General features: G+C 32.0%; 12 protein-coding genes. 8 read left to right on the forward strand and 4 right to left on the reverse strand.

Annotated features, from left to right (window positions below; all coding sequences use genetic code 11):
• The 8 genes from LDL23_RS11830 to LDL23_RS11865 form a co-directional block, all read left to right on the forward strand.
• Positions 1-1,016, forward strand: a 1,016-nt coding sequence (locus tag LDL23_RS11830; protein WP_291265881.1) for a hypothetical protein, incomplete at its 5' end; no start/stop codon positions are given.
• 94 nt (positions 1,017-1,110) lie between these two features.
• Positions 1,111-2,436, forward strand: a complete 1,326-nt coding sequence (locus LDL23_RS11835; protein ID WP_291265882.1) for a hypothetical protein — start codon at positions 1,111-1,113, stop codon at positions 2,434-2,436.
• Positions 2,437-2,512: 76 nt separating this feature from the next.
• Positions 2,513-3,319, forward strand: coding sequence for a hypothetical protein (locus LDL23_RS11840; RefSeq protein WP_291265883.1), 807 nt, complete (start codon positions 2,513-2,515; stop codon positions 3,317-3,319).
• Positions 3,320-3,385: 66 nt separating this feature from the next.
• On the forward strand, positions 3,386-3,640 hold the full coding sequence (locus LDL23_RS11845) for a hypothetical protein (RefSeq protein ID WP_150111864.1): 255 nt from the start codon (positions 3,386-3,388) through the stop codon (positions 3,638-3,640).
• A gap of 46 nt (positions 3,641-3,686) precedes the next feature.
• A complete protein-coding gene (locus LDL23_RS11850; protein ID WP_291265884.1) occupies positions 3,687-5,543 on the forward strand; it encodes a sensor histidine kinase in 1,857 nt (618 codons plus the stop codon).
• A 2-nt stretch (positions 5,544-5,545) separates the two neighbouring features.
• Positions 5,546-6,193, forward strand: coding sequence for a response regulator transcription factor (locus tag LDL23_RS11855; RefSeq protein ID WP_291265885.1), 648 nt, complete (start codon positions 5,546-5,548; stop codon positions 6,191-6,193).
• A gap of 71 nt (positions 6,194-6,264) precedes the next feature.
• The gene (locus LDL23_RS11860; RefSeq protein WP_291265886.1) at positions 6,265-8,598 is read left to right on the forward strand and encodes a T9SS type A sorting domain-containing protein; all 2,334 of its coding nucleotides are present in this window, start codon (positions 6,265-6,267) and stop codon (positions 8,596-8,598) included.
• A gap of 2 nt (positions 8,599-8,600) precedes the next feature.
• Positions 8,601-9,533: an OmpA family protein gene (locus LDL23_RS11865; RefSeq protein ID WP_291265887.1), complete on the forward strand. Its 933-nt coding sequence runs from the start codon at positions 8,601-8,603 to the stop codon at positions 9,531-9,533.
• 32 nt (positions 9,534-9,565) lie between these two features.
• Here LDL23_RS11865 and LDL23_RS11870 read toward each other — a convergent pair whose 3' ends face one another.
• From LDL23_RS11870 to LDL23_RS11885, 4 genes are all read right to left on the reverse strand, one after another.
• The gene (locus LDL23_RS11870; RefSeq protein WP_291265888.1) at positions 9,566-9,874 is read right to left on the reverse strand and encodes a rhodanese-like domain-containing protein; all 309 of its coding nucleotides are present in this window, start codon (positions 9,872-9,874) and stop codon (positions 9,566-9,568) included.
• A 68-nt stretch (positions 9,875-9,942) separates the two neighbouring features.
• Positions 9,943-11,700 (reverse strand): aromatic amino acid hydroxylase, encoded by a 1,758-nt coding sequence (locus tag LDL23_RS11875; protein WP_291265889.1) that lies wholly within the window; start codon positions 11,698-11,700, stop codon positions 9,943-9,945.
• A 91-nt stretch (positions 11,701-11,791) separates the two neighbouring features.
• Positions 11,792-14,629 (reverse strand): AsmA-like C-terminal region-containing protein, encoded by a 2,838-nt coding sequence (locus tag LDL23_RS11880; RefSeq protein ID WP_291265890.1) that lies wholly within the window; start codon positions 14,627-14,629, stop codon positions 11,792-11,794.
• A 103-nt stretch (positions 14,630-14,732) separates the two neighbouring features.
• The coding region (locus tag LDL23_RS11885) for a T9SS type B sorting domain-containing protein (RefSeq protein WP_291265891.1) at positions 14,733-15,293 on the reverse strand (561 nt) is incomplete at its 5' end.

Consider the following 15,293-nt stretch of genomic DNA (forward strand, 5'->3'; position numbering starts at 1 on the left):
GTAAAATCATTGAAAAAAAGGATACTACTAAAAAAAGTGTATTTGAATATGACACTAAAGGAAATTTGAGCAAAGAAACAGTGTATGAAAAAGAGGTAATGGTTGAAAAAATTACTTATGCTAATTACACTTCACCAAATTCATATACTAAAAAATCAATCAAATATGCTAACAATGAAGAAGATCAAGTTAATGAGCAAATCATCAAAAATGGGTTGTTGATTTCAGAAAAAAATACCACAAAATATTCAACTTTAACAGAAACCTATCAATACGATAAGAACAGAAATCAAACGCAATACAAAAGAGATGACAAGGTTTTTAAAAGCACTTATGAATATGATGCAAAAGGAAACATCTTACGTTCGCAAATAGAACAATTAGATTTTGATGCGCAAGAAAATATCAATTATTTCACTTTCGCAAAAGTTACTTATTCAAACGGTAAAACTGCAGGAAATGCTGAATTTGATGTGAATTACGTTAAAAAACATGATACAAATTCGGCTTCTTATGAAGTGAGCACTTCTTTTCACGGCGCTTCTGACGAAGTCTTAAATAAGGCTTTAGCTGATTTACAAGCAATAGCTAATCCAAAGTATAAAATTAAGAAAAATGAAGGAAATACGTTTACTATTAAAGATGCTAATGGAGAAGAAATTACAAATGATGTAGAAGCTGTAAAAAGCAATTATGATATTTTGGTTTATGATATTTTATTCAAGAAAACAGTATTATTAAAAGGATTTTACACCGAAAACACAAAAATTGGCGAATGGTACAACATGGAAGAATTTTCTTCTCCAACGGGAATGTATTGGATTTTTTCAGAGAAACCTGAGTTTTTTGTGATTCAAAATGGAGTAATCTTAGATTCAACATTATACAAATTAGTAAAAACGCAAAAAGAGGATGATTTCATCGTTCAAGAGGCCGGAATTGACAAATACATCATTCGTGATTTGAATTCAAAAGGTTTTGAAACGTTTTATCCGTTGGAATTTTTAAACAATTAAACATGAAATCGCCACTAACAACAAGTTGCGTAAGCAACACCAATGAAGATAGGCGATTACATATGATCTTTAAAAAACAAATAATTATCTACATATGAAATTTGCTGTTCTTTTTCTTTTTTGGTTTGCCAATATTTTTGCTCAACAACAATTTAGAAATTCCGATTTTGGGTATTCTGATGATGTGATAAAAGTGGAAGAATCGCTGTATAAATTCAACAAGGAAACGAAAGAATTTATTAGAGAAAATGCCTATACAACCGAAATTAAAAACACTTATTTTCAAAAGCAAACGCTTGAATCCTATTTTGGAGAAAATAGACTAATTGGAGAATATGGGTATCGTTATAATCCCGATTTTACGATTAAAGAAATCGAATATAAGCCAATTGAAGGAAAATTTGGTTACCCAATGAAGTTCTTGTTTCATTACGAAAAAGGGAAATTGAGAAAAATGATTGCTGAAGGCATGCAAACTACTTTTTACGAATATGACAAAAACGGAAACCGCACAAAAGAAATTCAAAAAGACTTACGAAATGAAGTTATAAAAACAATTTTGTATCAAGATTACAAGAATAATAAAACGTATACAAAACTCAACAAAGATGGCGATGGAACAGGAACTGATTTTACCAAAGAATACTTTGAAAACGGATTGGTAAAGCACACCGAATTTGTTTCGGGAGATTTTAAATCGGAGACTAGTTATACTTACGACGCTTTTAAAAATAAAAAAAGTCAAGTGTATAATGACAATTCTCGAATCGATTACAATTACGAGTTAGACGCTAAAAACAACCGAATCAAAATCGCAAAGTTGAGTCAAGCTTTACCGGAAGATAATTCGTTTACGTTTATTAAAATTACTTACGCAGATGGAACAACTTCTGGAAGCACAAACCTTGATTTAGACTTTATTAAAAAATACGATGAGGTATTTAGAGAAAAAGATTCGTTGTTGCAACACTATCAAAAAGTGGCGTATTCAAGAAAAGATTATCTATCAGTTTTAAAAGGGGATGAAGATAAAATTGAGATTCAAGATTCCTATGATAATAATTTTGAAAAAGTAGTGCAATTAGTCGATACACCAGAACATTCCAGTTTAGTAATTTTTAATGAAGTAGATCAATCCGTACATTTTGTAAAAGGATTTTATTTAGACGATTTCGCAAAACACGAATGGCAGGATGCTGTAAAATTGGAATCACCAACAAGAATCTATTGGGTAAAAAACAATAAGTTTAAAATTTCATTTTATCAAGATGGAAAGTATTTACAAAGCAGTAATTTTTCAATTGAAAATGACGAAAATCCGAAACATTTGGTTGTAAAATTGGCTGATGGTACAACTTACCAAATTCAAAACGTTGATACTTCAGAAGCGGGAAGATTGTATCCATTATTTAAAAAATAATTTTAGTAAAAATTTTTAGAAAGAATTGTCCCCTTGAGGGGACTTTAGGGGTGTAAAACATGTAATTAATTCAATAATGAAAACATTTATTTTATCAATATGTATTATTATAAATTTGAGTTTACAAGCGCAAGAGCAATTTCTAACAGCACATTTTAATTGGTCCCCAAAAACGCAAACTATCCAAAAAGAAATCTATTATTTCAATCCAGAAACCAATGCAAGAGAATGGTCAAAAACGGAAATTTATACGTTTTACAATCAATATTTAGATTCTGTAATAGTGGATTTGGGCGATGCGAAAGAAATTACAAAATACAATTTCAATATTGATAATTCTTTGGTTTCAAAAATTACCGATTACAAATTAAGCGAAACACAAGACAAAACCTTATTTTTCTATGATAAAGAATTGCGATTAACAAAGTCTCAAGAATTTGTACAAGGCAGGTTATTTTCAGAAACGAAATATTCTTACGACAAGCAAAATCGGTTAATAAAATCAGTTTGCAGAGAAAAAGAAACGGGTTTTTCAGAAATCACCGAATATTCTAATTACACTTCAGATGATAGTTACACCAAAACTTCGTATTATAAAGATGCCAAGAAAGAAGCAAATTTAGCTATTGAAATCTATAAAAACGGTTTGCTAATAGAAGGAAATTATCAGATTTTCGATTTAAAAAGTAAAATGATGTATCAGTATGATGAAAAACGAAATGTAATCTCTGAACAAAAAGACAACGAAGCACCAACGTTATACCAATATGAATATGATGCTGAAGGAAATCCAACGAAAATCACAATTTCAAATGCAGGAAACCCTTATGCGAATTCAGAAATCATTATAAAAAGTACGTATTCCGATTTTATGTCAAATTAAAATACGCTTTTTGGCTAATTGTTTGCTATAACACAATTTTCCATTTTTGTCTAAAAATAGATGAATATGGAAAATTGGTATTTTATTCTGGTTCCCGTTGTTTTGATTTCTGTTGTTTTAGTTTTTAAATTTTTTAAAATGGAACAAGATTACAAATCAAAATCTAAAGAAATTCAGCAGAAAATAGAGGAACTGAAAGCAAGAAATTCATTGTGTCAAAACAAAATAAATATAGAATCTTTTGATTCAAAAAAAATGAATCAAATTACAAACGATTTTTTGTCTTTGCATAATCTTATAGTAAAAAGGTATCTTAGATAATAATGTTAAAAAAAAGACTATATTTATTTTATATTATAAAAGAATTATGTTGAAACAGCTATTTATATTTTTGATTATTACGTTTAGTTATAATGTTTTAGCTCAAAATAGCAAGGAACTTTTGGTAAAAGCTTATACTTCAAAAGATTCTTCTAATTATTATTTCAAGAAAGCTAAAAAAGCAATTAAATCAGATGCAGATGAAGCGGAATATTATTTTTGTAAAAATGCTTTTCATACCGACTTTGGAACTTCTGATAGCGCCATTTATTATGGAGGAAAAGCGTTAAAAAAGTTTAAAGATTCCAAAAATTATAACTCAATAATTACGCTATACAATAATTTGAGCAGAGCTTATAATGATAACGGACAATATGAAAATGCAATTCGTAATCGTATTACGGGATTAAAATTAGCCGAAAGGGAGAAATTAGAAAACTGGATGGGAACTTTTTATATTGGATTATCTTATGACTATCACGATTTTGAAGATTATCCTAAAGGGATTTATTATGGTAAAAAAGCGATACATTTTTTTCTAAATAAGAAAGGTGCAGAAGCAAAAGATATTAGATCTTCTTTTAATGCTACTGCAATTAACTATGATGATTGGAATAAGCCCGAACAAGCTTTGTTTTATCACAAACAAAATCTTAAATACATAAAAGGAAAAGATACCTTATTACTGCATAGTACTTTTAATAATATTGGGAATACATTATTAAAACAGAAAAAATTTCAAGAAGCAAAAAAGTGGCTTTTACGTTCAGTTAAAATTCTTGACTTTAAAGTAAAACAAAATGATATTATATATACAGATTATGACTATGCTACTTGTTATACAAATTTAGCAACAATAGCAACAGAATTAAACCAATATGTGGAGGCCAAAAAATATTTTGATTTAGCACTCGAATATTCTAAAAAATCTGAAACAGCTGAAAAACTTAGAGATTATTATCAGCAAAAGATAATTTTTAACAAAAAATATAACAAGCTCGTAGAAGCAATTGAAGAACAAGAAAATTACATCAAACTAAGAGATTCGATTTATACGGCTGAAAAAAACAAAACAATTGCCGAATTAGAAACGAAATACCAAATCGAAAAAAAAGAAAAACAAATTTTGCAACAACAAGCCGAGGTGAAGCAAAAAAATACTTGGTTACTCCTAATTTCGAGTTTTGTTATCATCGGTTTAATTCTGTTTCGAAATTTTAGAGCCAAAGCCAAATTGCAAAAAGAGCAATTAGAATTAGAAAATAAATTATTAGAAGAACAGTCCAATTATAAAATTCAAGAACAACGTTTAGATATTTCACGAGAATTACATGATAATGTGGGTTCGCAATTAACATTTATCATTTCGATTTTAGATAATTTAAAAAGCTCTTCGGTTCAGTTTGATGAAGCTATTGACAAAAAAATAGACACACTTACTAATTTCGCCAACAAATCAATTTCCGAGTTGCGTGACACAATTTGGGTTTTAAATTCTAAACAATTGAGTTTGTCTGAATTAAAATCTAGAATGCTTAACTTTATAAAAGATGCAGGAGAATCGGTAGATACTATTCGTTTTCAATTTGATTTTGATATTCAGAATGATGTTCAGTTGTCTTCAAAACAAGCCATTAATTTATATCGTATTCTTCAGGAAATTGTAAACAATGCGATTAAACATGCTAATGCAAAAGATATCTCGGTGTTCATTTCTCAATTAGAAAATGAATTGCAAATTAAAATTTCAGACAACGGAATTGGTTTTGATTACGAATCCAAAAAGAAAAAATCATTTGGGTTGACCAATATCCAAAATCGAATTCAAGAAGTAAACGGAAGTTTGCAAGTAGCGTCAAACGAAGAAAAAGGGACTCATTATTCTATTACAGTTAAATTGTAGTTATGGTGAAAATACTTATTGTGGAAGACAATTTCTTTCTAAAAAAAGCATTGGAAGAAAAGCTGTCTAATTTTTCAGATATTGTAATTAAAGATACAGTTCAAAACGGAGAAGAAGCAATTGCTATTTTAGAGAAAAATCATGTGGTAGATTTAATTCTAATGGACATTGAAATGCCAGTCATGAACGGAATTAAAGCAACCGAAATTATCAAATCGAAATATCCTCAAATTAAAATTGTAATGATTACCGTTTTTGATAACGATGATAATGTTTTTAACGCCATAAAAGCAGGAGCAGATGGTTATTTGCTAAAAGAAACCAAAGCTGAAAAAATCTATGAAGCCATCATAGAAACCTTAGCAGGTGGAGCAGCAATGTCGCCATCAATTGCGATGAAGACTTTGAAATTATTGAAAAACCCAATTGCTTTTGAAACTGAAAGTCAAACAGAATTGGTAGAGCTTTCTACTCGCGAAATTGAAGTTTTAGAGCATTTAAGCAAAGGTTTGAAAAACAAGGATATTGCCGATAATTTATTTTTGTCAACTTCAACAGTAAAAAAACATATCGAAAATATCTACCGAAAACTTCAAGCACACAATCGAATTGAAATGCTACAAAAAGCAAAGCAAAATAAACTCATATAATTAAAATACGCCAAACGGCTTATTTCTTAAAGTTGTAAAACGTTAGATATTTGATAAAAATATGTAACGTCATGAAAAAAATTTACACAACATTACTTTTAGTGATAGGATTATACGCAAATGCACAACTTACAATCGTAAAAGATGTTGCTGCGGCGGGTATAACACCTACGTCAGACAAACAAGTCTTCTGGCAAAATAACAAATGGAACAATAAGTTTTATTTTAATATAGGAACTACAGCAAAATTGGGTGTTACCGACGGAACCGATGCCGGTACTTTTTTAGTAAAAGATTTGGGGGTAGCAGGTGTTTCAACTTTAATATCCAAAATCATTCCGGCACAGGATTTTTTCTACATTCAGGTAGATGCGATTGATTCTTATTCTCCTTATACTCTGCACAACGAATTATGGCGTTCTGATGGTACAGCTGCCGGAACTTTTTTACTAAAAAAATTCGATCCCACAATTTCATATCCTATTAATTTAGGTAGTGATATTAGTGAATATTGCAACAATTCCATCTTAGGAAACGAAATGTTTTTTGCTGGATTTACTACTGCAAACGGTTATGAATTATGGAAATCTGACGGAACCGTTTCCGGAACCGTTATGGTGAAAGATATGACAGCTGGAGCAGGAAATACACCAATGGATGGTTTTACCCGATTAGGCAGTAATGTTTACTTTTTCACAGGTTCAGGTCAACTTTGGAGAACTAATGGAACGGATGCGGGTACCGTTAATATTCCGCTTCCTGCTGGCCTTACCGTGTATGTATACAATACCATGGTCGCTTATAACGGGAAACTTATTTTTATAGGTTACGATGCTACTAACGGAATGGAGCCATGGATTTCTGATGGTACCACAGCGGGAACTCATATAATTGCAAATACTTCACCAAGAACAGATTATTATTATGTTTTAAAAGATTTAATGTTTAAAGAAGTACCGGGTGGTGTTTTATTTCAACAATTAATGACTTCTGGCAGTAATAAAAACACGTTATGGAAAACCGATGGTACGTCTTCGGGTACGGTACAACTTTCTAATCTTGATGTCATAGATGAGCAAAGTGGCGTTGATTTTGGTATGACCCAACAATCCATTTATGTTTACAATCAATCCCAAAAAACTTTTTTTAAGAGTAATTATCAGCCAGGAGGTAGTTCTGTAATTTCTCAAAATCTGGCCTACAATCAGTTTAAAAATTTTTATAATTTCAAAAATACACTATGGTTTAGTTCTGGTATTGCGGCATTTGGATCCGATGCCTTTGAACCTTGGCGTTGCGATGGGTTCCAAACCGTAAAAACGTTTGACATCAATCCGGGCGTAGGACCATCAACACCATTCGGTTATTTTGAAATCAACAATGATCTGTATTTTTTTGCAAATAATGGCGGTGGTGTAAAGTTGTATAAATTTAATGGTGATTTTACTTTTAACAATTCGGTTAACAACAATTGGAGTAATGGTTCAAATTGGAATGCCGGGACAACACCATTACTAACGGAAGACGCAACCATTCCTTCCGGATTTAATATAAATGTAGATGGGAATGCTTTTGCCAATAACCTAAACGTAAGTTCTCCTTTAAATTTAACGACGGGTAATTTGAACTTCAGAGGGAATTTAAGCCTAAATGCACCCGTTACCTTGAATGCAAACAATGTAAATCTTAAAGGAGAAAATGCCGCAATCCTAAACGGAAATGCTATAAATTATCTTACCACAAATGGTGCAGGAACCGTTAATGTAGAAAATCTAAACCCAACAAGAGGACAGGTGAATTTGCCTATCGGAACTGCAACCAATTACAATCCGATTACTATTGAAAACACAGGAACTTCCGATACTTTTTCGGTTAACGTTCAGGACGGAATTTCCAATACTACAGGAGGAGCAGTGAATGCTACATGGAACATATCTGAAGCTATTGCAGGTGATAGTAATGTAAATGTTTCCTTCACTTGGAATCAAACACAAGAGAACGGATTGTTCAATCGCAATACAGCAGCGGTCGGACATTATTACAACGCAACTTGGAACAGCGAATCGTCTTCAATCGTAACAGGAACAAATCCTTATACGATTTCAGCAACTAATATTTCGAGTTTTTCACCTTTTGGAGTTTTAAACCAATCGGCTTTGGGAAATACTAGCTTTACAACAGCTGAAATTAGTATTTATCCAAATCCATCAAATGGTAATTTCGCAATTCAAGTTCCTGATAGTTTTATCGGAAGTAGAGCTGTAATTTATAATTTGTTAGGTCAATCCATCAAAGAATTTTCTATTGATGAGGTGAATCAAAATACCAATCTTGAAAAAGGAGTTTACTTACTTCAAATTCAAAAAGGAAATCAAGTTAGTACTAAAAAAATCATAATTAAATAAGCATGAGAAAAGTATTTTATTTGATGATATTGGCCACATCGGCAGTATTTTCACAATGTCCAGAAGGACTAATTACAAGTGAACAAAACTTAGTAAAAAACGGAGATTTTGAAGAAGGAAGCACGCCTTTTGATTCCGATTACAATGAAGAAGAGTTGGCAGGAGCAGGTAATTATAGAATTACCGATGATGCTTACAAGTTTTCACCTATTTATTTTAAAGGAAAAGGAGAAGGAAACTTCATGACGGTTGATGGTGCAAACGGAGAAAATATGACGGTTTGGTCTCAAAAGATTTCAGTTAAAAAGAATACCACTTATTTTTTCTCTTGTTGGACTAGTACTTTAAATGTGAAGACAGGACCACCGGCTGTATTACAATTTTCTATTAATGGAAAATTGTTAGATGTGCCTTTTAAATGTCCAAAAAAAATAAACAAATGGGAACAGTTCTTTGTCCTTTGGAACTCAGAAGGAACAGAAGAAATTGAGATTAGAATTGTGAGTCAAAATCCTGATTGGGACGGAAATGATTTTGGTTTAGATAGAATTAAATTCTACGAATGTCAAGAAACTAAATTAAAAATTGTGGAAGATAAACCAGTGGTGTTAAGAAATGTACTTTTTGATACAAATAGTGCTGTGATTTTAGAATCTTCTTTCTCAGAATTGAATGAGCTAGTTGGTTATTTAAAACGTAATAAAGATAAGAAAATTGATATTTCAGGTCATACCGATAATGTTGGAAGCGATGCCGCAAATCAAAAATTATCAGATGCAAGAGCGAAATCAGTAATGAGTTATTTAGTCACCAATGGAATTGAAGAAACTAGAATGACAGCAATAGGATTTGGTGAAGAAAAACCTGTAGATTCAAACGATACTTTTGAAGGAAGACAGAAAAATCGACGTGTTGAGTTTATTATTGTAAAATAAAAGAAAGTCCCGATTCAATCGGGACTTTCTTTTTATAATTTATTTTCTAAACTTTGCCAACCACCACCGTTGATGCAATCAATACCGTGTTGTTTTAAAATGGAAGTTGCTTGACCACTTCGCATTCCTGAACGACAACAAGCTATAATGGGTTTGTTCCATTTTTTGATGGTTTCGATGTTTCCGTTTAATACTTGTAAGGCAATGTTTTTTGAACCTTTGATATGACCGTCTCTATATTCTTCTGGCGTTCTTACGTCTAAGATAATAGCTCCTTTTTGAACGTATTCCTGAACATCATTCGTTTTATTTCCTAATCCTAAAAAATCTAAAATTCCCATAATTGTTTCTTTTTTTTGACAAAGATAGAGCCGATTGAAAATCTTTTCAGTAACAAAAGTTACTTTGGTTAAGCGTTAGCTTTTTCAAAAATCAATTCCAATCCGTTATCCACTAAATGTACAATTTCAGGGCGATTAGTTTTTACTTTTTCTAAGTGATTTAGAACTTTATCAACCAAATCTGAATTTCCTTCTTTTTTAGCCAATTCCGCGATTTCAACGGATAATAACCAATCATTTGGATGTCCAGCAGAAACCGAAGCAAATGCTTCTTTTAAAGTAGTCGCAGCAGGTTTTCCTTCTCTGATGTTGCGAACACTTAAATAGAGTCTTTCTAATTCTTCTCTTTCAGCCGATTTTTTCTGTTTAATCGTTTGCGAAGAGGGAACGTGATTAATCATATCAAAACTATTCACATCAGCCGGACCAGAAAAAGCTGAAATCACTTTTTTACCCACAGCCATATCATAAATGCCCCATTCTGGTTGGAAAAGAACCGTATCATTATGAGTAACGGTGCAATTTTTGAATTTAATCAATAAGATTTCGCCTTGTAAATTGCGAGTTCCGGTTACAATTTCACCTACAACTTTGATGTTGCCTTCAAATTCTAAAGTTACTTGCTCGCCTTCGTAAATATCATAAGCTCGTAAATCTCTTGGACTCATTTCTTCAATCGCCAAGTTAATACCTTTTAGTTTTCCAATTGGCGAACCAAAACCTTCAGCATGATATTCAGTTCCGTGACCTACCAATTCTTTTTCTCGATGAGAAAGTGCTGTTTTTCCTGTCGTTTGAACATAAACTGGTTTTCCTTCATCTTCAATAACATTAGTGAAAACGCCTGAAATTTGAAGTCCAGTACTTAATTCAATTGTTCCTAAAGCATTTGAATGAATCAATTTTTTAATTCCCGATAATCCTCCAGTTCGTAATGCCATTTTATTCGCAAATTCCTCTAAAACTTGACTCAATTGAGCAAAATCAGATGTTACATAAAGTTGAGGTTGCGGTTTAGTAATATCAAAACTTTGGTCGGCTGCCGAAATATCGTATGGAATTTTCTTCACATTGTCGGTCATGCACCAAGCACTTTCTCCAATAGAAGAAAGTAATCCCGCACCATAAATTTTTGGATTGTCAACGGTTCCAATTAAACCATATTCTACTGTCCACCAATGTAGGTTTCTAATGCGAGACATTTCTGATAATTCGCCCATATTATTCTGTAAGAAATCCACTTGCTCTTCCGCTTTTTTGATTTCTTCTGCTGGAGTATCTTCTGCTTCTTTTAAAATTGAAAGCAAACGAATCGCTTCATACAATTCATAATCACGTGCTGATGAAATCGCTTTACAACCAATTTCACCAAAACGTCTTAAATATTCAGCATATTCTGGATTCGCAATAATAGGAGCGTGACCTGCGCCTTCGTGAATGATGTCTGGAGCTGGAGTGTATTCAATATGTTCTAACTGGCGAATATCGCAAGCAATAACTAAGACATTATACGCTTGAAATTCCATGAACGCATTAGGTGGAATGAATCCATCAACGGCAACTGCGGCCCAACCGATTTCTTTTAAAATTCGGTTCATGCCGTACATGTTGGGAATATTATCAATCTCCAAACCTGTTTTTTGTAAGCCTTCTAAATACGAACTATGAGCGACTTTTGAAAGATAATCTACATTTTTACGCATAACATAGCGCCAAACGGCTTGGTTAATTGGCGTATAATCATCATAAACTTGCGGCTTGATGAATTGTTTTAAATGTTTTGGTAATCTGTCAATCAGTGGATTACTTTCAAAATGCGTTTCCATAATTTTACTTGTGATGTTTGACGTAAAATTACGACTTTTTCACAAAGAAGGAAAACATTTTGAGAATTTGATACAACTAAATAGGATAGTACTATTCTGTTTTTTCAACAGGAACGGCTGGTTCAATTTTAGGGACACTATCATTCTGAATGGTTGGAGTAGGAGTGGTAGTTGCAGGAACCGTCGTATTAATAGGCGTTACACCATCAACATATTCCGTTTCTTCCAAATCTTCTGATTTTCTTCCTAATTTGATGTCTGGATTTTCTTGTGTTCCTAATACTTTAATCGGAATTCCAATGATACCTAATGGTGGTAATCCGATACGCATTTTCAAGTTTAATTTTCCGTCTAAACTCGTTTGTCCTTCAAATCGTAATCTAAAACCAGCTACTTTGAATTTGAAACGTTCGATAGTTACAATGTTGTTTTTAATGGTTGATTTGATATCCACCTTCGAAATATCAGGATCTTTAATATCTGGATTTTCGGTTTTAGCCGAAACGACATTCAATAATTTAAAGCCTTTCATTTTTACTTTTTTAACGGAAAGAGTTCCGCTTCCTTCTAAAGAGGGCATTACAGGTGCCATTTGATTGTTTAAAACACCTTTTATCGAATAATTCAAACCTACAATTCCTTCCGCACTTTCTGCCGCGGTTACGATTTCTCGAAACATTTTAATTTCGTTGTAAGCGCGTTTAATATCAAATTCGGAAGCATTGATTTTATAATCGAAATACGCTTTTTGTGTGCCTTCGTTTTTATAAAAAGCATCCATTTTAGCGGTAGCACCAATGATACCTAAGCTGCTATTTAAAAGTTGTAAACTACCGTTTTGAATGACTAAATTACCTTTTAAATTTTCAATGGTAATGTCGTCATATTGCGTTTTTACAGCATTAGTTTGGATGGAAACATTCAAATTTGTTGGAATTTGAACTACTCCAGAAACTTCAGTTTTCTCGGTTTCATCATCCGTTTCATAAGTTAGGGTTGGAATAAATTCATTAACATTCAAATAATTCGATGTTAGATTGAAATTTCCTTTTAAAATTTGATTTTCCGAAAGAACAAAGTTGATGACATTTTCTAAATTTCCATTCATGGTAATATCGGATGAGCCGTATTTTCCATTGAAATTAGAAAAGTTCATTTTATCTTGATTGAAAGTGAACAATCCGTTTTCGATTAAGAAGGGTTTTGCCAAATAAGTACTTGTGGTTTTGATGTTTTTTACTTCAAGAGTTCCACTGTTTTTTAAGTTGGCAATTCTTCCATTTGAAGCGTCGCTTTGTTTTCCAGCCAAGCTCAAATCAGCTTTTATGAAACCATCTATATCTAGTCCTTTTTGGGAGAAAACTTTGTAAATTCGAGCAACGTTTAATGTTCCTATTGCTTTTACATCGTAATTGATATCATCGAAATTTTTAAATGAAGCATTTAAGTTAAAGGGTTCGCCTTCAAAAGTGAAATTAGCTGGAGAAAGGATAAAAGAAGCATCTTTAAATTCACCTGTTGGACTGTTTAAGCTCGCTTTTAAATTAATATTTTGAATCGGTTTTGGATAATAAGCGGTTTGAATGAATCCGTTAGTAAGTTCAAAATTTCCTTTAGTTACAGGGAATTTTTTATCTTTTTTAATATAATCTCCTTTAGAAACGATATCGGCATCTAAACTTCCTGCTAATTTAAAATTCGGAATTTGAAGCGCAGTACTCAAAAAAGCCAAATCTAATTTTGATTTTACTTTTGAATCAATTTTAAGTTGTTCTCCAAAGCCATCTGAAATTAAAATCGCACTTAATTTGTTTTTATTTACATCAAAATACAACGAATCTAATCGTACTTTAAGTTGATTGATGTCTAAATTAGGAAGTTTAGTATCTAAATTCAAGAAAATATTCTCAACGGGATAAGGCGCTTTTTCATGTTTTACATAGCCATCTCTTACTTTGATGTTGAAATTCACTTCTGGACTTAAATTCTCAGAAGCTATATATTTCCCTTTTAAAGTTAAGAAAGCGGAGGTTGTTCCCTTCATTTTAGTTTCGGTCATCCAAGAAACATATTCGGCAGGTAAAGCAGTGAACAAGTCATCTAAATCGCTGTCTTCGGTTTTTAATTTGAAATCCATTTGATAACCATTTTTCAAGAAATCAAAGAAACCTGTAAATTCAACGGGTAATTTATTGATGACCAAATCGTTTTTCTCAAAAATAAAAGAAAGCGAATTGGTGTTGATTTTTGTGATTAAATCTGCTTTTACTTTCTTGTTTTTTAAGTATTCACTTTTGTCATAAGTAAAACTCAAACTGTCAATTCTGGCCGAAGTTTTTAAGCTAAAATTGGATTTCAATAAATCACCTTTTCCTTTGTAGTTGAAACCTTTTGCTTCGATAAGAATTTTGGTTGACTTATCGTTATAAACTAACTGACTATTATTGATTTGAATGTTTTCTAACTTTAAAGAGGCACTTTCAGATGAAGTTGTTGTGTCTTTAGAATTCGATTTATAGATGTTGTAATTAGCTTCTCCCTTTTGGTTGACTAATACATTAATTTTTGCTTCTTCTAGATAGATTTCTTCAATTTCAGTCTGACTTCCAAAAACTACCGACCAAACGTCGATACCAAAACTTATTTCTTTTGCAGAAACTAACGATTTATTTTTATAAGGTTTTGAACCATTAAGATTTAATTCGTGTAAGGTCAATGTTAAAGAAGGGAAATGTTTGAAAAAGGACAATTCTGATTCGTTGAAATTTAATTCACCCTCTAGGTTTTTATTGGCCAATATTTTTACTTTTTCTGTAATGGTATCAGCAAAAACAATAGGTAATATTACGAGTAGTAATAATGAAATAATAAAAGTGATTCCCGTTACTTTGAGAATTTTAACGAGTAATGTTTTTTTTGAGTTTTCCATTTTTATAGTTGTAGAGAGATTGGGCAAAATTACTACAATTTTTTTTGTAAGAATTGAAATGTTTGTAAAAAAAAAGAGCTAGTAAAAACTAACTCTTTTTTAATTATCGTTTCATGGCAAAATGCGCTTTGAATTGTTTCTTAGCACCATTTTCCAAATAGTCTACTGTAAACCAGTAATCGGTTGAAGGAAGGTTTTCTTGGTTGTAAGTACCATCCCAAGATTCTTCTCCTTTTAACTGTTTGATTAATTTGCCATATCGGTCAAAAATATGGATTACATCGGTATTTTGTAAACCAGCTATGTACCAAGTATCGTTGATACCATCTCCATTTGGAGTAAAATAGTGAGGATAGTCAATTACCAATAAAGTATAGGTTAAATAAGTACATCCTTGCGTATCAACTACGGTTATGGTATGAGATCCAGAACTTACATTGGTAAACACATTTGAAGATTGTAAGGTTCCTTCGTCTAATGAATACATTAGTGTTCCGCTTCCTCCCGTTACATTTACTGTTAAAGTGGCATTTCCACTAAAATAAGCACTTTGGATTACAGTCATACTTGCAGCTGGTGTTACTGATGTAACATTTGCAGTTACCATAGTTGTAACATCTGAAGAAACACAATTCGTAATGCTATTTGTAGCAATTACACCATA

It is taken from the genome of Flavobacterium sp., assembly GCF_020217025.1.
Taxonomy (GTDB): Bacteria; Bacteroidota; Bacteroidia; order Flavobacteriales; family Flavobacteriaceae; genus Flavobacterium.